Annotated in this window: 15 protein-coding genes; 11 read left to right on the top strand and 4 right to left on the bottom strand. The window is 57.3% G+C overall.

The window, feature by feature from the left end:
- Window positions 1-12 precede the first annotated feature (12 nt).
- From pilM to PSAB_RS25605, 3 genes are all read left to right on the top strand, one after another.
- On the top strand, window positions 13-1,644 hold the full coding sequence (gene pilM / locus PSAB_RS22285) for a pilus assembly protein PilM (RefSeq protein ID WP_025336769.1): 1,632 nt from the start codon (window positions 13-15) through the stop codon (window positions 1,642-1,644).
- Window positions 1,628-2,293: a type 4a pilus biogenesis protein PilO gene (pilO, locus tag PSAB_RS22280; protein WP_025336768.1), complete on the top strand. Its 666-nt coding sequence runs from the start codon at window positions 1,628-1,630 to the stop codon at window positions 2,291-2,293. The genes pilM and pilO overlap by 17 nt, the downstream gene beginning before the upstream one ends.
- 109 nt (window positions 2,294-2,402) lie before the next feature.
- Complete coding sequence (locus PSAB_RS25605) at window positions 2,403-2,582, top strand: hypothetical protein (RefSeq protein WP_144240568.1); 180 nt, start codon at window positions 2,403-2,405, stop codon at window positions 2,580-2,582.
- A gap of 31 nt (window positions 2,583-2,613) precedes the next feature.
- On the opposite strand, the gene PSAB_RS22275 is transcribed toward PSAB_RS25605, so the two are convergent.
- Both PSAB_RS22275 and PSAB_RS22270 read right to left on the bottom strand, forming a co-directional pair.
- Window positions 2,614-3,033 carry a CBS domain-containing protein gene (locus PSAB_RS22275; protein WP_025336767.1) on the bottom strand — a complete coding sequence of 140 codons (420 nt, stop codon included), beginning with the start codon at window positions 3,031-3,033 and terminating at the stop codon, window positions 2,614-2,616.
- Window positions 3,034-3,283: 250 nt separating this feature from the next.
- Window positions 3,284-4,711: a VanW family protein gene (locus PSAB_RS22270; RefSeq protein WP_025336766.1), complete on the bottom strand. Its 1,428-nt coding sequence runs from the start codon at window positions 4,709-4,711 to the stop codon at window positions 3,284-3,286.
- Between the two features lie 285 nt (window positions 4,712-4,996).
- Here PSAB_RS22270 and ftsE point away from each other — a divergent pair, with 285 nt between their 5' ends.
- From ftsE to PSAB_RS22245, 5 genes are all read left to right on the top strand, one after another.
- A complete protein-coding gene (ftsE, locus tag PSAB_RS22265) occupies window positions 4,997-5,683 on the top strand; it encodes a cell division ATP-binding protein FtsE (RefSeq protein WP_025336765.1) in 687 nt (228 codons plus the stop codon).
- Window positions 5,673-6,587, top strand: coding sequence for a permease-like cell division protein FtsX (gene ftsX, locus PSAB_RS22260; RefSeq protein WP_025336764.1), 915 nt, complete (start codon window positions 5,673-5,675; stop codon window positions 6,585-6,587). Before ftsE ends, ftsX begins: the two co-directional genes overlap by 11 nt.
- Before the next feature lie 47 nt (window positions 6,588-6,634).
- Window positions 6,635-7,948 (top strand): murein hydrolase activator EnvC family protein, encoded by a 1,314-nt coding sequence (locus PSAB_RS22255; protein ID WP_025336763.1) that lies wholly within the window; start codon window positions 6,635-6,637, stop codon window positions 7,946-7,948.
- Window positions 7,949-8,066: 118 nt separating this feature from the next.
- Window positions 8,067-9,533 carry a S41 family peptidase gene (locus PSAB_RS22250; RefSeq protein ID WP_025336762.1) on the top strand — a complete coding sequence of 489 codons (1,467 nt, stop codon included), beginning with the start codon at window positions 8,067-8,069 and terminating at the stop codon, window positions 9,531-9,533.
- Between the two features lie 279 nt (window positions 9,534-9,812).
- Window positions 9,813-11,183, top strand: a complete 1,371-nt coding sequence (locus PSAB_RS22245) for a PDZ domain-containing protein (protein WP_084266674.1) — start codon at window positions 9,813-9,815, stop codon at window positions 11,181-11,183.
- 1,514 nt (window positions 11,184-12,697) lie between these two features.
- Here PSAB_RS22245 and PSAB_RS22240 read toward each other — a convergent pair.
- Complete coding sequence (locus PSAB_RS22240; RefSeq protein ID WP_025336760.1) at window positions 12,698-13,342, bottom strand: response regulator; 645 nt, start codon at window positions 13,340-13,342, stop codon at window positions 12,698-12,700.
- Window positions 13,343-13,387: 45 nt separating this feature from the next.
- Window positions 13,388-14,644, bottom strand: coding sequence for a sensor histidine kinase (locus PSAB_RS22235; protein ID WP_025336759.1), 1,257 nt, complete (start codon window positions 14,642-14,644; stop codon window positions 13,388-13,390).
- A gap of 227 nt (window positions 14,645-14,871) precedes the next feature.
- Here PSAB_RS22235 and PSAB_RS22230 point away from each other — a divergent pair, with 227 nt between their 5' ends.
- From PSAB_RS22230 to PSAB_RS22220, 3 genes are read left to right on the top strand one after another with little or no spacing between them, the layout of a single operon-like run.
- The gene (locus PSAB_RS22230; protein WP_025336758.1) at window positions 14,872-15,807 is read left to right on the top strand and encodes an ABC transporter ATP-binding protein; all 936 of its coding nucleotides are present in this window, start codon (window positions 14,872-14,874) and stop codon (window positions 15,805-15,807) included.
- Window positions 15,808-15,821: 14 nt separating this feature from the next.
- Complete coding sequence (locus PSAB_RS22225; RefSeq protein ID WP_025336757.1) at window positions 15,822-16,994, top strand: ABC transporter permease; 1,173 nt, start codon at window positions 15,822-15,824, stop codon at window positions 16,992-16,994.
- Window positions 16,987-18,210, top strand: coding sequence for an ABC transporter permease (locus PSAB_RS22220; RefSeq protein WP_038596217.1), 1,224 nt, complete (start codon window positions 16,987-16,989; stop codon window positions 18,208-18,210). The genes PSAB_RS22225 and PSAB_RS22220 overlap by 8 nt, the downstream gene beginning before the upstream one ends.
- Window positions 18,211-18,300: the final 90 nt, after the last annotated feature.

Below are 18,300 nucleotides of genomic sequence, written 5' to 3'. Positions count from 1 at the left end.
AATATCGATTCAATGCTTGGACTCAGTACACCGGCGGCCGGTCTTGCGATTGAGCAGACGGGAATCCGCTACATCAGCTTAAAGAACAAAAAGTCTTGGGAAGTCCGCAAGAAACGATTTCTCCCGCTCCCTCAAGGCATGATTGTGGCGAATCAGGTCGCGGAAAGCGAGGCGTTGCTTGATCTGGTCAAGCAATGGGTGAAGAAAGAAGGATTGCGGGGCAGCCGGATTGCCTTGTCCATCCCACCTTCACAGATTATTATCCGTAAAATGACCATTCCAAGCGCCAATGATAAACAGGTGGGGCAGCTCGTGAAGCTGGAAGTGGAGACGGGACTGCATCTGCCGTTCGACAATCCCGTTTATGACTATGTCGTTACCGAAGTGGACGAGGACCAGAGCCATCTGCTCGTTTTTGCCGCTCCGCGCAAGCCGATTCAAGAGTACATCGATATTCTGGAAAAAGCGGGCCTGCGGGTCACCAGCGTGGAGATCGCGGCGACCGCATTGGCACGCAGCCTGTCCACGGGGAAGGGCGAAAGCTTTGAAGAGACGATGCTCATTAACATGGAGCAGTCCATGCTGGACGTATACATGTTCCGCAGCGGGAATCCGGTATTCATCCGCACGATTAACCTGATGGACCTAAGCCAGTCCGTGCCGCAGGACAACGCTGCTTCGGTAAGTGACTGGTATATGGCGGAAGCGGCTGCCTCGTCGGAGGAGGCGCATAAGCAGCTGTCTCCGGAGCAGGTGGTGGAGATCACCGCGGAAATTTTGCGGATGCTCAACTTTTATCAATACAGCTTGCACGACGGCAGCACCCGTATTAAAAATGTGCTCATCGCAGGCGCACCGGATGCCCGCCGCCAGCTGTTCGAGGAATTGCACCAATCGCTGACGGAGCAGGATGTTTCCATGATCGGGCTGGAACAGTTGGCTGCTTCCGCGAATGTGCCTGATTCGGGTCTTAACGATTACCGTGTGGCTGTGGGGGCCGCCCTTCGCGGCAGCGGATTCCTGACGATTGACCTGTACCCTCGGGAAGACCGGGAAGCGATGCTGTTCCCTTACATTGCCACGGCTCTGGCCGGGATTTGGCTGCTTGGCACGATCGGGACCGGTATATATTACGTTGCGGAGCAAGGGCGCATCTCCAACAATATCGAGCAGATCCAGGGAGCGCAGGACCGGGGGACGATGCTGCAGGCGGAGCTGGCCAAGCTGAACGGCGACGGAGGGCAGTTGAACCGGAAAGCGGCGGTCGGCGAAATTTTGAAGTACAAGATGAACATTGTCTCCGTGCTGAATGAGCTGGCGTCCGGACTGCCGCAGGGCAGCGCGCTCCGAAATATTAATTATACGTACCGCACATCCATTGATTTGACTGTAAAAGTACCGCGTATGGAGGATGCTTCCATCTATCTGGCCCGGCTTCGTCAAATGTCATTCACCGTGGATGCTTCGATCCAGAAGCTGACGGAAGGAGATACCGGCGCAGGCCCCGTGTCAGCGGCGCTAACCAAATCGTATACCGCCATATACAAGGTAAATCTGACCCCCAATAAACCGAAAGAAGACGCAGACGGTACAAACGGGCAGGAAAACCAAGGGGAGGAGGCCGGAAGTGGAACAAATCAATAAATACCGTTCTCCGATTGTGCTTGGAGTGCTTATTCTTTTCCTGATGCTGCTGGCTTTTTATTTGCTGGGCTTACAGCCTGCGAGCCGGAAGATCAGCGAACAAGAGGCGCAGCTTGCACAGCTCAATGAGCAGAATCAGCTGCTGCAGACCCAAATCGACAAACTCCAAAGCTCCTCACCGGGAGCTGAAGAAGAGGAAGCGCTGCTGGCGCAGCTTCCGCGCGGCGATAACAGTGAACAATTAATTCTCGATCTGCGGGCCATCGGCACGATGACAAGTGCCAGATTGAAGGACATCAGCTTTACGGCAGGAAATGTAAATCCCATTCAGGAAATGACAGGTGCTTCCACTGCCGCCTATCCAACGGTAAAAGCATTCAAAATGACGGCCATCGTCGAAGGCGACTATACCAGCATCCGCAACTGGATGAAGGCGCTGCAAATGCTGCCGCGGATCATTAATGTGGATTCTTTTGTATTCCAGCGGGCGAGCGCGAAGAATCCGGGTGCCGCACAAACCATGAACAGCATTTTAACGGCGACGGTGTCGTTTACGGCTTATTATGAGGAAGCGGATCAAGGTAAGGATGGTGACAAAAATACCTGGACTCAATCGGGCTCTGATCAGACGGCTCTTGCCGGCCAATAACCAGGTCGATACCATCCATGTTTCGCATAGCGTCCGGCTCCTGTAAGGAGGCCGGATTTTTTTCACCTTCCCGGTTAGAAAGCGTTTCAGAGATTGAGCCAAAAGGAGATTGATGGCCTGGAATCCGGGCACGATCAATAACCTGACGGCAACCAGTATCATCCCGCTCGTGGTCATGCCAAGAGAGGTGCTGGAGGAAGTTTCGTCCCAATTGGGACGTTTCAATATAACGGGCAGGAATGCCGAAGAAGGAAAGCGGGGGTGGGGCAAAAGCGAAAGCCTGCGTTGAGGAGAAGCGTAGTGGAGGGAGCGGGTAATGTCTATGGCCTTAAGGCGTGCAAATCGGAGACATACACCACTCCCGCCAGCTTGCCGCCGTCCGTAACGATAATGGCGTCGTTCCAATCCATAGGGTTGCGTCCGAGCGCCATGGCTAGAACCTTGCGCGGAGCAGAGCTGATGTCGACAATCAGCGGACGAACATGGGCCAGCTTCATTACCGGTTCTTTGTAAAAAGAATCTGTTTCGCCTCTGCCTGTCGCCGCCAACAAGAATTTTTCGCTCATCAGTAATCCAACCGGCTCGCCTACTGCATTACAGAGAACAAGGCACTTGGACTCGGGGTGCTCAAACATGGTGCGAAGCGCCTGCCGGCATGTGCGGCGGTCAAGAACTACCGGAACGGGCCGAATGATTTCCGCCAGCTTGGAGGCGGTTAATGCTGTCTTTGTGGTCATCATGTGAAGTCATCCTTTCCCGAATGTTAATCTAATGTTAATTTTGAGTATATCACCAGTATATCAACCGATTGTTAAGGGAAGCGCCGGGCTAGGTAAAGCTCAGATGAAATCAGTGGAAAAAAAAGCGAGAAACGGATGCCCTCCTCCTGAGAGGACGGCGAAGCCGTTTCTTCTTAGTATTTCTACGAGAAACGCACTTGCGTCTCGAAAGACGCCGTCGGGCGTTTCTTCTTGGTTGCCCGGCTCCCGCTTAATTCACCTTCCGGATACCGTCCTCCACGAGCGGACGCTCCGTGGGCTCCGGCGTAAACAGCCCTCCGCTTCCCTGACCGACGGCGACAAGTGCTTTCTGCGGCCGGTAAATGTCGCGCGACAGCCGTTTCCGCTCCACAGCTATGCCATCGACCATGCGGGTGAGATAGGTCTCCACGACATACCCGGCTTTGCCTCTTTGGAGCGTGCGGGAGGCTCCGCGCGGCAGGGAAGCGTCTGGGACGGTTCGGCTGCCAGGCGGCAGGATATCCACGGTTTTCGATTCTACCGTGTACGATACATTTTGCGGGAAGGTGCCGAAGAACTTGACGGTCAGCGTTCTGCCCCGGACCTCCGATCGGATCAATAAATAACGGCCGGTGTTATTGCGGAAACGGAAATTGATCGACCCTTGCGCGAAGGTCGCGTCCTGGCCCTTCGGCAGGTAGCTTACCGGCAGGGAGTGGTTGCGCCGCTCCACGATCTCAAGCCCCGTGCGGAGCGCCGCGTTGTACAGCGTGCTGGACACCTGGCAGATGCCGCCGCCGACGCCCGGCTGAAGCTTGCCGTTCACGATGACCGGCGCTTCGCGGAAGCCGGTGGTGCTCACCGCTTTTTCGATCGCTTTGCCGTAATCGAATATTCCGCCCGGGGGAAGGAGTGTGTCGTTCACCGCTTTTGCGGCAGACTCCACGTTATAGATTCTTCCCGGTCCGCTTGAGCCCAGCGAGGTGCTGAATTCGGTGATCTTCCGCGTCACGCCTTGCTCCTGCAGCGAATCAAGCGTCACATCGGGCTGCACCGTCTTGAGGGGAAGCCCGATGACGATTCCCGTGCTCCGCGCAGCCTCCGCCTGGCTAAAGCTGCCTGGCAGCGCGGCCCTCATCGCTTCTTCCAATCCGTTCCAGTCCACCCTCTGGGCGGTGCTTCCCGGCGTGTAAACAATTCCGTCGCTTTCCGTGATTCTCCGTGTGGCGTTCACCGGATCGCCGAAGGTGGCGCTCTCCCACTGGGGGCTCAGGCTGCGTTTCAGCAGCGTGCTGTCCCAATCGGCCTGAAGGCTCCAGACCTTCCGGAACCCGTAGCGGGCTTTTACCCGGTCCAGCAGGCCTCCGTCCGTCAGACGGTCCAGCCCGCTCAGAAACGAATCCGCGTTGTACGAAACCCCCGCTTCCTTCAGGGTCAGCCGGATCTTGGCCTCTCCGCCAGCCGTCAGCGTGACCGGAACCGTATGGAGCGATTGCAGCTTTCGTTCCAGTTCCTTGCGCGCCTCGGCCATCTTCATTCCTCCAACCTTCCAGCCGGCGAGTGACGTCCCTTTGGGAACGCTGAGCTGCCCCGCATATAAATACAGCCCTCCGTATACGAGCGAAACTGCCAAAATCAGGCTGATAAACGCGATCAGGACGCCATGTAATTTTTTCATTGCAAGTCTCCTCTGGTACGATAATGTTGCGCCGGGAAGGCGCCGGTTCTGCCGCGCCCGGTCTCTTTAGAAACACGGTCCGCTATTCCGATATAGTTATAGAGACGCGCAGGCAGGCGTGATATTTCAGATATATGCCCGAACCCGTCAAAACTTTCGGGTACTCAAGCAGTTACGTATTTGTTACAATAGAAACGTTGCGGGTACATTGCAGTTTATGGAAGCTTACGCGGAGGTTTGTCGAAGCACGCGGGGCCGATAATGTCAGAATCGGGAAGTGATAACTTGATAGAAATGCAGGATATTTGGAAGACGTATCCCAACGGCACCCATGCCCTTCAGGGAGTGTCGGTCAAAATCGACCGCAACGAGTTCGTATATGTCGTCGGTCCGTCCGGTGCGGGAAAATCGACGTTCATGAAATTAATTTATAGAGAAGAGACGCCGACCAAAGGACAGATTTCCGTGGGCGGTTTTAATATCGGCAAGCTGAAGCCCCGCAAAATCCCTTATGTGCGCCGCAACATCGGCGTGGTGTTCCAGGATTTCCGGCTGCTTCCGAAGCTGACGGCTTTTGAGAATGTAGCGTTTGCAATGGAGGTTATCGAAGCGCCGAAAAAGCAGATCAAGAAACGGGTGAACGAGGTGCTCGACCTCGTGGGCCTGCGCTCCAAAGCGAACCGCGAGCCTTCCCAGCTCTCCGGCGGAGAGCAGCAGCGAATTGCCATCGCCCGGGCCATCGTCAACAATCCGTCGGTCATTGTGGCGGACGAGCCTACCGGGAATTTGGACCCGGAGACGTCGTGGGGCATTATGCAGCTGCTCGACGAGATCAATTTTCGCGGCACGACGATTGTCATGGCCACCCATAACCGAGATATCGTGAACAAAATGCGCAAACGCGTGCTCGCCATCGAGCACGGTCAGATCGTTCGAGACCAGCTGAGAGGAGAATACGGATATGAGTTTTAAAACCTTCTTGCGGCATGTGCGGGAAGGCTTCAAGAACGTATTCCGCAACGGCTGGATGTCGGTGGCTTCCATCACATCCATCGTCGTCTCCTTGCTCGTGTTGGGTGTTTTTATTTTATTGGTATTAAATGTAAATTCATTGGCGGACAAGGCGGACAGCCAGGTGCAGATCACCGTTCATTTGACGCTGGAAACCAAGAAGGCTCTGCGCGATACGCTTCAGAACGAAATCGGCAACATGCCGGAGGTCAGCAAGGTTGAATTCATCTCCAAGGAGCAGGGGCTCGCGGAGCTGCGCAAGGATTTGGGGCCGGATGCCGACAGCATTCTGGAAGGATTCGACAAGGACAACAATCCGTTGAACGACGCATTCCGGGTAGAGGTGGTTGAGCCGACGACCGTGCCGTTTGTGGCCAAGAAGATCGAGGCGCTGAACGACACGCATCCGGAGAAGCCGATTTACAAGGTGAAATACGGTCAGGGCGCTATTGAGACGCTGTTCAAAATCACGCGTACGGTCCGCAATATTGGCTTTGTTTTTGTCGCAGGGCTCGGCCTGGTGTCGATGTTCCTGATTTCCAACACGATCCGGGTAACCATACTGGCCCGCCGTAAAGAGATTGGAATCATGAAGCTGGTGGGGGCAACGAACGCTTTTATCCGCTGGCCGTTTTTTGTGGAAGGCGCGCTGATCGGATTGCTCGGCTCGCTGGTTACTGTTGGAGTGCTGTATGCCGGTTACACCGGGCTGAATTCGTCTATGAAGGGTGACCCGCTGATGGGGTGGAATTTACTGCCCTTTAACGATATCTGGATGCAGCTATGCGGTCTGCTAATCGGCCTTGGGATACTGATCGGCATATGGGGAAGCACCGTTTCTATCCGCAAATTTTTGAAAGTATAGCCGTTGGTCAAACCGAACACTAATGAACAAAGGACGGGGAACGCGAGTTGAAAAAAATAGCCGCCGGATTAGCCGTACTGCTGCTGTCTGCCGTAATGTTCCAGCCCTCTGAAGGATATGCCAAGAAGACGAGCGTCGCCGAAATCGAGAAGCAGCTTAAAGCGCTGCAGCAGGATGTGCAGGACGCCAAGGCGCAGCAGGAAAAAGCCTCTGCACAGGGCCAGCAGGCCCAGCATTATAAAAATAAAACGAACCAGAATCTGCAGTACGTGCTCGGCCAGATCGCACAGGTCAAGGGGGAAATGACGCAGATTTCTTCCAAAATCGCCAGCACGGAGGAATCGCTGAAGACAACGGCGGCCGAGCTGGATGCTGCGCAGGAACGGGTAGATTCACGGCAAAAGCTGATCGAATCCCGCGTGCGTCTCATGTATACGGATGGAGCGGTGTCTTATCTTGACGTGCTGCTCTCTTCCACGAGCTTCTCGGATTTTCTGGACCGCGCGGATTCTCTCAAGCTGATCGTCGATCAGGATCAGGATCTGCTGGATCAGCATAAACGGGACGAAGCAACCGTGACAGCCAAGAAGAAGGAGCTGGAAGGCCAGTATGCCCAAGCTAAGCAGTTGTATGGCGATCTGGAATCCCAGCGAAGCGTCCTGAAGGAAAAGGAAGCGGAGAAACAGCAGCTGATCGCTTATTACGACAAGGCGATTGAAGACGCCGAGGATATCAGCCAGGAGCAGAACGCCAAGCTCGTGCAGTTGGCGAGTCAGCGGGCCGCGCTTGAGGACCAGAAGGACAAGATCAAGGCTGAAGAAGCGGCAAGAAGAGCAGCGGCGGCCAAGGCGGAAGCGGCAAGAAGAGCGGCTGCGGAAGCTGCAAAAAGGGCTGCAGCGGCGGCCAGCTCCGGGAGTTCGGACGATGATCACGGCGGCGACGATTCGGGCGGCACCTACGCCAGCGGCAGCGGCCCGCTGCTGCTGCCCGTGGGTAATGCGCGGATTTCCTCGCCTTACGGATACCGGATTCACCCGGTGACGGGAGAGCGCAAGCTTCATACGGGCGTTGACTTTGCCGTTCCGCAGGGCACCGACATTCATGCGGCCGAATCGGGCACGGTCATTGTCGCAGAATGGTGGAGCGGCTACGGCTACTGCGTGGTCATCGACCACGGCGGCGGCATGTGGACGCTGTACGGCCATATCCGCGAAGGCGGAATCAAGGTTAGCGTGGGAGACAAGGTGGAGCGCGGGCAGACCATTGCGGAATCTGGCGCCACCGGAAGAGTAACAGGACCTCATCTTCACTTCGAGGTGCGGATTGACGGAAAGCCGGTTGAGCCGATGGATTACCTGTAGTTTCAAGGCATTATAAATATTATTCGGGATTACGGCATATACTGGAAGTCAGACCGATTCTTGCGGACGAAAGCATTATAGACCGGCAGGATGGACAAGAAGGGACGGTGAAGGCTTCATGTTAAAAAAGAGCACGGCGATTTTTATGGTAATCGCCGCTCTGCTGTGCGGCAGCCTGCTGACGCTGGCCGTGACAGGCTCGCTCTTATCCGGACAAGCTGCCGGAGAAAGCTTGGCGACGGCCCCGTCTATTGGCACAGGGCTTAAGCAGAGCGAAGCGAAGAAGCTGGGAACAACGCTCGGCCTGATCGAGAGCAATTACTACCAGAACGTAGATCGAACGAAGCTGATCGACGGCGCGGTCAATGGAATGATGGAAGCGCTCGGCGATCCTTATTCGAATTATATGGCCAAGGAGACGGCGGAGAAATTCGAGGAGAGCATCGAAGGCTCGTTCACCGGCATTGGAGCCGAGGTGTCTTCCGATAACGGCAAAGTCGTCGTCGTTTCGCCGATTAAAGGCTCGCCGGCGGAGAGAGCCGGTGTCCAGGCGAAGGACATTATCGTCTCCGTGAACGGACAATCGCTGGAGGGCATGGATCTGAACGACGCGGTCGCCAAAATCCGCGGCCCCAAAGGCAGCACGGCCGTACTGGTCATCCAGCGCAACGGCTCTGCCGAACCGCTTACCTTGAGGATCGTGCGTGACGATGTGAAGCTGGAGACGGTGTACTCCTCCATGGAACAGGGCGGCATCGGCGTAATCGAGATTACGCAGTTCTCGCTGAACACCGCGGACCGCTTCAAGGAAGAGCTGGACAAGCTGGAGAAGAAGGGCCTAAAAGGTCTGGTTATCGACGTTCGCAACGATCCGGGCGGCGTACTGCCGGTGGTCATCGATATTGCCGAGCAGTTCGTACCGAACGGCAAGACGATCGTCCAGGTGGAGAACAAGGAGAAGCAGCGCGAGCTGACGACCTCCAAGGGCAGCGGCAAGGATTATCCGGTCACCGTGCTGATGAACAAAGGCAGTGCCAGCGCTTCGGAGATTCTGGCGGGAGCCCTGCAGCAGTCCGCCGGAGCCAAGCTGATCGGCGAGAACTCCTTCGGCAAGGGAACGGTTCAGACCAGCTTCGACAAGCAGCTGGGCGACGGCAGCCTGCTGAAGATTACGATTGCCAAATGGCTGACGCCGAACGGCAGCTGGATACACGGCAAGGGCATCAAGCCGGATATCGCCGTGGCCCAGCCGGATTACTTCTCGGTGTCGCCGATCGATAAGAGCCGGCCGCTGCAGTATAACATGAACAATGCGGACGTGAAGAGCGCGCAAACTATGCTGGATGGCCTTGGCTACAAGCCGGGGCGCAAAGACGGTTATTTTGACGCCGGTACGAGAGAAGCGGTGCGGAAATTCCAAAGCGCAGCCAAGCTGAAGGCTACCGGCATCATTGACGCCAAGACGGCGGATGCACTGGAAGCGGCCTTGATCAAGGCGATCCGGAAACCGGCGAACGACAATCAGCGCAACCGGGGGATAGAAGAGATCCGGAAGGAAATCGGCGCGAAGGCGGCGAAATCTTAAAGAAGGCTGCTTGCAGCCTTCTTTTTCTCTTTATATAAGCGTTTGAACCTAAGACTTATATTTCTATGAGAAACGCACCTGCGTCTAAAAAAGACGCTGTCAGGCGTTTCTTCTTGTGCCGGCGGACGGCTTGAACCCATATTTTTCTATCCGCCAGGCCTGTCTTTGAGCGTTTGATTCCATTAGAATAGAGAAAGAGCCAATAGAGAAAAGCCATTAGAGAAAGAGCCGCACTGAGGTGCCGCAGCCCAAAGGAGCGTGACGATCCGTTTGAATGACATGCTGGAACTGCTGGCAAGCTTGGGAAATGCTGCGCTGCATATGCTGATGCAGCCCTTTTATTATATCGCCTTGCTGTTCATCGCCTTTTATTACCGCAGGCAGACGCTGCTGGAGCGGAAGCTTATCCATGTCAAAATGCACAGCTGGGGCAGTGAAGTCTGGCGCGCCGTTTGGAGCGGACTGGCTGCCGGTGTCCTCGTCTCGGCAGCCGCCGTGCTGCTGGGCGTCTCGGTCACTGGCGCCGCTGTCGTCTGTATCTGGGTGGTCAGCGCCGTACTGGTTATATTCCGGGTACGGTATTTCTGCTTCGCTTACTCCATCGGCCTGCTTGGGATACTGCAGTTCATCCTTTCCTTCTTTCCGGATTTCCAGCCCGGCGGGCTGGGCGGCGAAGCGGCCGCAGCGATAAGAGGAATGGATATTCCGGCGCTGCTTGCTTTGGCCGCCATTCTGCATCTGGCTGAGGCGCTGCTGGCCCGCTGGCAGGGACCGGCGCTTGCGACGCCGCTCTTTCTGGAAGGCAAGCGCGGCCGGGTCGTGGGCGGCTACCGGATGGAAGCCTTCTGGCCGCTGCCGCTCTTCCTGCTTGTTCCCGCAGGAGCCGGGGCCGGCGACCTGCCGTGGCAGACGCTGCTCGGCGGCGGCTTCGGCCTCGTCTCGCTGCCGGTTATCATCGGCTTCAGCCAGCTGACGACCGGCATGCTTCCGCAGCGCAAGGCCGCCCGCGCTTCGGGCTGGCTGCTGCTGTACGGCGCCGTGCTGCTGGGCCTCGCCCTGGCGGCCGCCTGGTACAGCCCGCTGACGCTGCCCGCGGCGCTCGCGGCCCTGCTGCTGCACGAAGGGCTGGTGTGGTACGGCGCTCTGGAGGAGCGCCGCCGCAGCCCCTACTTCGTGCATCCGCCGCACGGCCTGAAGGTGCTGGCCGTGCTGCCTGGCAGCCCCGCGCACGAGCTGGGCATCCTGCCGGGCGAGGTGCTGCTCAAGGTCAACGGCGAAGCGTTGACCGGCCGGGCGCTGCAGCTGCACGAGGCGCTGCGGCGGAGTCCGGCGTTCTGCAAGCTGGAGGTGCAGAACGCCGCCGGCGAGAGTAAGTACCTGCAGCGCGCCATTTACGACGGCGACCATCATCTGCTGGGCGTCATTCTGGCGCCCCAGCCGGATGAGGATACGACGGCGCCGGAGAAGCCCGCGGGCATCCTCGGCATCGCCCTCATGAAGACGGGCGCCCGCCGCCGGCAGAGCGGCGGATCGGAGCTGCTGCCCCGGGAGGCGGCAGCAGCGCAAGAGACGGCAGCAGCGCCGGCTCCCGCGCCGGGAGCCGCCGGGGTGCTGCCCGGCCCCGGCGGAGCGGAATCGGCGAAGGGATAAGCAGGGAAGAAGAGTCGCGGCCTGCGCTCTTGGCGCGATAGAGCAAATGAATAAGCCCGAATTTCCGACAGATCGTCGAAAATTCGGGCTTTTGTGTCTTTGCTCCTCTGCTGCAGCATCAACTCGTTCGCCGCAGCGGGGCATCAGTGGGTTTCAAGCCCCGGATTCCCTCGGCAGGCGTGCTGCAAAACGCAGACTCAACTGGCTGAACGTGCTGCAAAACGCAGATTCCCCCGGCATTTGTGCAGCATCACGCGGCTTCACCTGGCCGGACGTACTGCACAACGCAGATTCCCGCGACTGGATGCGCTACATAACGCGGATTCCCTCGGCCTGCGTATTGCATCACGCAGACTTACCTGGTCGGGCGTTCTGCACAACGCAGATTCTTCCGGCATGCGTGTGGCTTAACCCGACCTTACCTGGCATACGTTCGCATGATGCAGCCACTTTCCAAGCGTATCGCATTACACCAGCCACTCTCCATGGGTGCCGCATAACCCGGCCTCTCCCGGCGCGGTTGAGTGCAGCCTAAGCAACACGCCGGAAGTAGACCATTACTGTCCATCGCTAAAGTAGAGATAGAAGAAAGGTTCAATAGCCGTTTGTTCAGTCGAAAGCTGGCCGGGGGAGCCCGCCGAGGGAACAAGGGGTTCAATAGCCGTTTGTTCAGCCGAAAGGCAGAGCATTCCTGCAAACCTGCAGGTTTTTCAGGCGAAATCCCCCCTTTATGGGAAATTGCTGCTATAGTGCGGTTATTTTGGTGCTCGGCACGTCAGATGGAGAGATGTGGGCGTAATGCCTGCGGATTTGCAGGAATTGGATTAGGGGAAGATTCTTGACGAGAAATAAATGTACAATTGCAGGAATATGCTTAATCACGCGGCCTCACCTGACTGGAAGCACCGCATCGCGCGACCTCCCCCGGCAAGCGTGATGCACCACTCGCAGCGCCTGACCGGACTACTACAATACGCGACCTCACACAATATACGTACTGCATCACGCGGTTTCACTTGGTCGGACAAGTTGCATGACCGCGCGGATCGCCCCCAAGTGTGCGGCATAAGGCAGTAACTCCCCAGACGAGTTGCATCACGTTCCTTCATCTGGCCGGACGAACTGCATCAAGCTACCACCCGGCATACACGTTTGCGCCTGGCCGGACGTCCCCATCACGCGACCTCCCCCAGGATACAGTCTGCACCTGGCCGGACGACGTACCGCTTCATGCGGCCTCCCCTAACCGGAAGCACCGCATCACGCGGCCTCCCCCGGCATACACGTCTGCACCTGACCAGACGTACCTCATCACGCGGCCTCACTCGGCATGCGAGCCGCATAACCCGGCCCCTCCGGCGGGGGTTGGGCTGCTGACGATTGCAGGAATTCTGCGGGAGCTCCCTCTCCCGCCACCGTCCGCCTTGCCTTTAGGGACCCCCTCCCGCCCCCGCCCACAACAAGGATCATCCTCACTAGATAAATCCATCACTCCTCTGCAAATATCGCCCGAATCACCGCTGATTTTTTAAATAAAAAATCGCGATCTGTGTCCGGTCCCGCAGCCCCAGCTTGCTTAAAATCTCGGTTATGTAGTTTTTGACCGTTCCCTCGCTTAGGAAGAGTTCGGCGGCAATCTCCTTGTTGGAGTATCCCTCGGCGATCGCCGCGACCACCGATAGCTCTGTCTTGGTCAGCCCGTAGGAGTCAAGCGAACAGGAGGCCGTTTCCGCAGCTGCGGGCTGCAGAAAGCCCGCCAGCTTGCGGGCAATGTCGGGATGAATAAGCATGTTGCCCTCATGGACGGTCTTGATTCCCTGGATGATGCGGTCCGGGGGGATGTTTTTGAGCAGATAGCCGCTGGCTCCACCTTTGAGCGCCTCGATAATATATTCGTCGTCGTCGAAGGTGGTCAGCATCAGCACGGCCGCCTGCGGGAAGCCCCGCTTGATCAGCCGCGTTCCCTCCACGCCGTCAACCCCGGGCATGCGGATATCCATCAGCACGACGTTCGCTTCCGTGCCGCTTTCCAGCAGCCTCAGCGCTTCGCCCCCATCTGCTGCAGCCCCCGTCACCTCAATGTCCGGGTCCATGCCGACGAGCACCTTCAGACTCTCCCGGATAAAGGAATCGTCATCCACGATCACTACTTTAATCACGCTTGTTGTCCCCTCCTTTAAAGAAACCAGATCCTGTCCGCCGCTTTAGATAATTTCGCTCTGCTTGTAGACCGGCAGCGTCGTAATCACCGTAAAAGGATAAGCGCTCCGCACCTGGAGCGTTCCGCCGACAAGCCGAGTCCGCTCCTCCATTCCTCTGAACCCCATGCCGCCGCCCCCGCCAGCAAGGCGGAATTCGCGATTCCCGCCGGCCAGCCGTTCCGAACGATTTCCATCATCCCGGTTGTCACCTTCGCCCCGGTTACCGCCGCTGCTCTCCGCCATCTCGTTACCGCACTCCACCATATCCGCCCTTCCATTATTACTGATCTCCATCGTCACCTCGGACGGACTATAACGGAGCTTGATGCCGACGGAGGTGGCAAGCCCGTGCCGGAGTCCGTTGGTGATCGCTTCGCGGGCATTTTTGTACAGCACCACCTGAAGGCTCGGATAGAGCGGATAAGGCGTACCCTCCACCGTATAAGAGGTCTCGATGCCTGTATCACGGCCCGTCTCCTCCAGCAGCCGGTCCAGTGCATAGGCGCCTTCAAGCTGCGGCTTCCCGCCGATGCGCCTTACGGCGAAGCGGAGGTCGTCCATGCACCCGGCAAGCTGGTCGCGGACCTGGTCCATCATAGTCATGCCCGCTTCGGGAGCGGAGGGGAGCGTGTGCAGCGCGGCCTCCATCATCATTTTGACGCGGATCAGCCGGTGGCCGATATCGTCATGCAGCTGGCGGGAAATCCGCACCCGCTCCTCGGCCTGGGCGGCATTTTCCACCTGGGCGGCGAACTGCAGCAGCCGGCTGCGCGCTTCGTCGAGCTCGAAATGCTTTTTCCGCAGCTCGTCGTACAGATGAAGCGTCTCTTCCTTGCCCCGTCCTGCCGAATGAAGCTGGGCGGCCAGCGCGGCAGCCAGCAGAAACACAAGATTAACCCAGGCGCGGATCAGCGGAGAAGCTTCCATGACGGCGGCATTCAGGGCGGCCAGATGAATCCCCGCAAACACAAAGGGAAGCGGCCGGGGGCGAAAACGGGAATAGACGAGCAGCGCGGACAGAGAGGGAAGGGCCATGAGGCTTCCGTACCGGAAGCACAGCCAGGAAGCGTACAGCATTTCCGCCGCGGTCATCGCCGCCGTGAAACGTGCGGGAAGACGCGCTCCCAGCGCCGCCAGCAGCAGAAGGATCAGCAGATGCAGGGTGAACCGGTCATAACTGATATATTCCTGGACGTACATCGAGAGAAAAGCGGGCACGGCAATGAGTCCGTACCGCAGCAGCTTCAGCTCCTTGGTCACACGTCGTCATCCTTTTCGGTCAAAATAGAATTTCCCTTTCATCTTAGCACATCCCACTAGTTTCGGTACGCGTCCCCTGCCAAAAAAAACACAACTGCCTCCCCCTCCGGCCTTGCTTGAAGAGATGACTTAAGTCACCTTCACATCATGACCTTCCGTACCTTCGGCGGCTCGCGGGCTGCGCTACAATGAGGACATGAAGAATACAAGGGCAGGAGAGATGAACAATGGCGCTTGCGCAGCTAACCGATGTGGTGAAACGGTATGAAAGCAATTTGACGGTGGATCATGTGAACCTGAGTATTAAGGAGGGAGAAATATTCGGCCTTCTCGGCCCGAACGGCGCGGGCAAGAGCACGACGATCAGCATGCTCTGCGGGCTGTTGAAGTCGGATGGGGGGAGCATTGTCATCGACGGCATCTCCGTATCCAAGCAGCCGCTTGAAGCCAAGAAACGAATCGGACTCGTCCCCCAGGACCTGGCGTTGTACGAAAATATGACCGCTCAGGAAAACGCGACCTTTTTCGGAAAGTTGTACGGCCTGCGCGGCGGGCTGCTGAAGGAACGGGTGCAGGAGGCGCTGGAATTCACGGGACTTGCGGACCGGGCCAAGGATAAGCCGTCCACTTTTTCCGGGGGGATGAAACGGCGGCTTAATATTGCCTGCGCCATCATGCACCGCCCCAAGCTGATCATTATGGATGAACCGACGGTCGGCATTGACCCGCAGTCCCGCAACCATATTCTTGAATCGGTCAAGGCGCTCAACAAGCTGGGCTCAACCGTCATCTATACAAGTCACTACATGGAAGAGGTCGAGGCGATCTGCGATCGGGTAGCCATTATGGACAAAGGGCATATCATTGCCTGCGGGACGGAACAGGAGCTGCGAGAACGGGTCGCCCATGAAGAAAAAATCGTGATCCAAGCGGGAAATATCACCCCCGGCCTGATTCAGGAGCTTAAGCAGCATCCCCGGGTGACCCGGGTGGAAGCGGATGGGGAGAAGGTGGAGCTGTACCTGCCGTCGTCCCAAGGTGAGCTGCAGGATATTCTATTTATTTTCGCCAAGCATGGAGGCGTCATTCAAGCGTTGCAAATTGAAGAGCCGGACCTGGAAACATTATTCTTAAGCCTGACCGGGCGGACTTTACGGGATTAGGAGGGGAAATAGCCATGACTAACATTTGGACGATTGCAGCCTATGAGCTGCGGCGACTGTTCCGTTCCCGCACGATGCTGATCAACCTGTTCCTGCTGCCGATCCTGCTGATTTTCCTGCTCGGGTCGGCGCTTTCAGGCGTGGTGGGCACAGGGAAGGATCAGACGATTGATCCGCTTCGGGTGGGCATTGTCGATGCGGCGGCGAGTCCGTCCGAGCGCTCGCAGATGGTCGGAAGCTTTCTGAAGTCGCCGGAGATCGCGAAGCTCATTATTCCGGAAGCCGCAGGTAGTCGGGAAGCAGCGGAAAGCGGCGTGCGTTCGGGAGAATACGCCTATGCTGTCATTATTCCGGCGGGATTCGACCGGGACGTGCAGAGCGGGAAGGAAGCGAAGCTTGAATATATCCTCGGCAAGGACCGGAGCGACAACATGGTCGCGGCGACCGTGTTCGATAATTTTCTCAGCCGAATCAATTACACGCAGGCTGCCGCCTTGACGCTTGGTCCCCAGGTGATCCCTGCGATGGCACAGCCCGGACAGGGAGGCCCGTCAGCCGTGCTCGGCAAGCTGAACGAAGGCGGAAATTCGTACACCGCTTCCCAGTATTACGCGGCTGCGATGCTTCTGATGTTCCTGCTCCTGAGCGGTCAGACGGTAATCAGCAGCCTGTTCAGCGAGAAGGATAACCATACGCTGTTTCGGATCGGCTCCATGCCGGTCAAAGGCTCGGAGATCTTTGTCGGAAAAATGCTCGGCATCGGTCTGGTGACGGTCCTTCAGGGCGCTGTCATTATCTTTGCGACACATTTTCTGTTCGGCGTGTACTGGGGCAACCGCCCGTGGCTTCTGGCCCTGGTGTGCCTGCTGATGATTCTCGCTTCACTGACGCTATCGGTGATCATTTCGATGTTCGTGCAGACGGCGGCCTCGGCGCGGTCCATTTCCAGCGGGCTGACGGTGGTGATGACATTTATCAGCGGCGGGATGGCCCCTCTGCCTGATTCCTTTGTGAATACGGGCGGCGCTTTTTCCATTAATTATTGGGGACTCCGGAGTGTTTTGCGGATGATGTTGGAAACGCCGCTTTCACAAATTTCGGGGAACGTCGCGATGCTGTCGCTGATCTGCCTCGTGCTGCTGGGCCTGGCATTTTTCTCATACCGAAAGGTGGGTTACCATGCATAATATTATGACAATAGCCTGGAATCTGGCGAAGCGGATGATTGGCAGCCGGAGAGGGTTAATCGCCTACATCCTTATGCCGGGCGTTATCGTTTCCTTGATTATATGGATGACCGGGGGTCCGGGAAATCATAAGACGAACGTGCTGTACAGCAATCTTGATCAAGGTTCCGCGGGAGTACATGTCATTGCCGAACTGGAGAAGACCGGAGAGTATAACCTGATTGAAAAAAAGAGCGAAGATGAGCTGCGCGCCGGAGTCCTTAATGAGGAAGGAAGCGCGGGACTGGAAGTCCCGGCGGGCTATACCGCTTCGCTGCTCGCCGGCCAGACGCCGCCCATCCATATCTATGAGCTGAAGACAACCGAAACGTCGATTACGCTCAAGATGAAGGCCGGAGAAATCGGCGATCGGCTCCGCGAGTTAGCCTTGGCTGTAGGCGCTGCGGGAACTGGAACCGGAAGTGCCGCAGGTACGGCAGAGACTCCAGTCGCGGCTAAGACAGCGGATGCGACGGTCAGTACGGCTCCTGCGCGGGAAGCGAAGCTGTCCTCCATCCTGCTGCTCGCGGAGCAGCATCGCGTGGGCGGTGTGAAGACCGATTATAACCTGTATCCCCGTCAAAGTCTGGATACCGTCACCGGCTTTATGCTGATGTTCCTGATGGCGATGGTTACGAGCTCCGTCTCGGTCATCATGGATGACCGGAGACAGCGGACGATGATGCGGATATTCAGCGCGCCGGTCCGTTCCTATGAAATCGCCATCGGGAATTTTCTGGGCAGCTTCACGGTTGGGGTCATCCAGATTGCCGTCGTGCTTCTGGTGGGCCGGTACGTGCTGAACTATGATTATGAGCTTCCGATGTATATTTATTTCCTGGTGCTTGCCGCGTTCATGCTCGTATCGATGGGGCTGGCCAGCACGGTTGCCGGACTGATCCGCAATCCGAACAATGCGGGCATGCTGAATGCGCTCATCCTGACCCCGACCTGCATGCTGGGCGGCTGCTTCTGGCCGATCTCGATCATGCCGGACTTCATGCAGAAAGCCGCCAATTTCGTCCCGCAAAAATGGGCGATTCAGGCCGCCGACCTCGCCGCAACCGGCAGCGGCTGGAGCGAGCTGTGGCTGCCCTTTGCAGTGCTGGGCCTGATGGCCGCCGTTCTGCTGGCGATCGGCTCCGCCATCCTGCGTCCGAATGAGGCGGCTATTTAGAGCAGCTTGCTTGCAGCTGTAATAGCGTAATGATCAATTTTACGTCAACCACAATGTATGAGACGAAGAACGTCCTGATCCATTCCACCG

The organism is Paenibacillus sabinae T27 (assembly GCF_000612505.1).
GTDB classification, from domain to species: Bacteria; Bacillota; Bacilli; order Paenibacillales; family Paenibacillaceae; genus Paenibacillus_AQ; species Paenibacillus_AQ sabinae.
The sequence above is the reverse complement of the archived record's forward strand: the minus strand, read 5'-3'. Positions and strand labels throughout refer to the sequence as shown.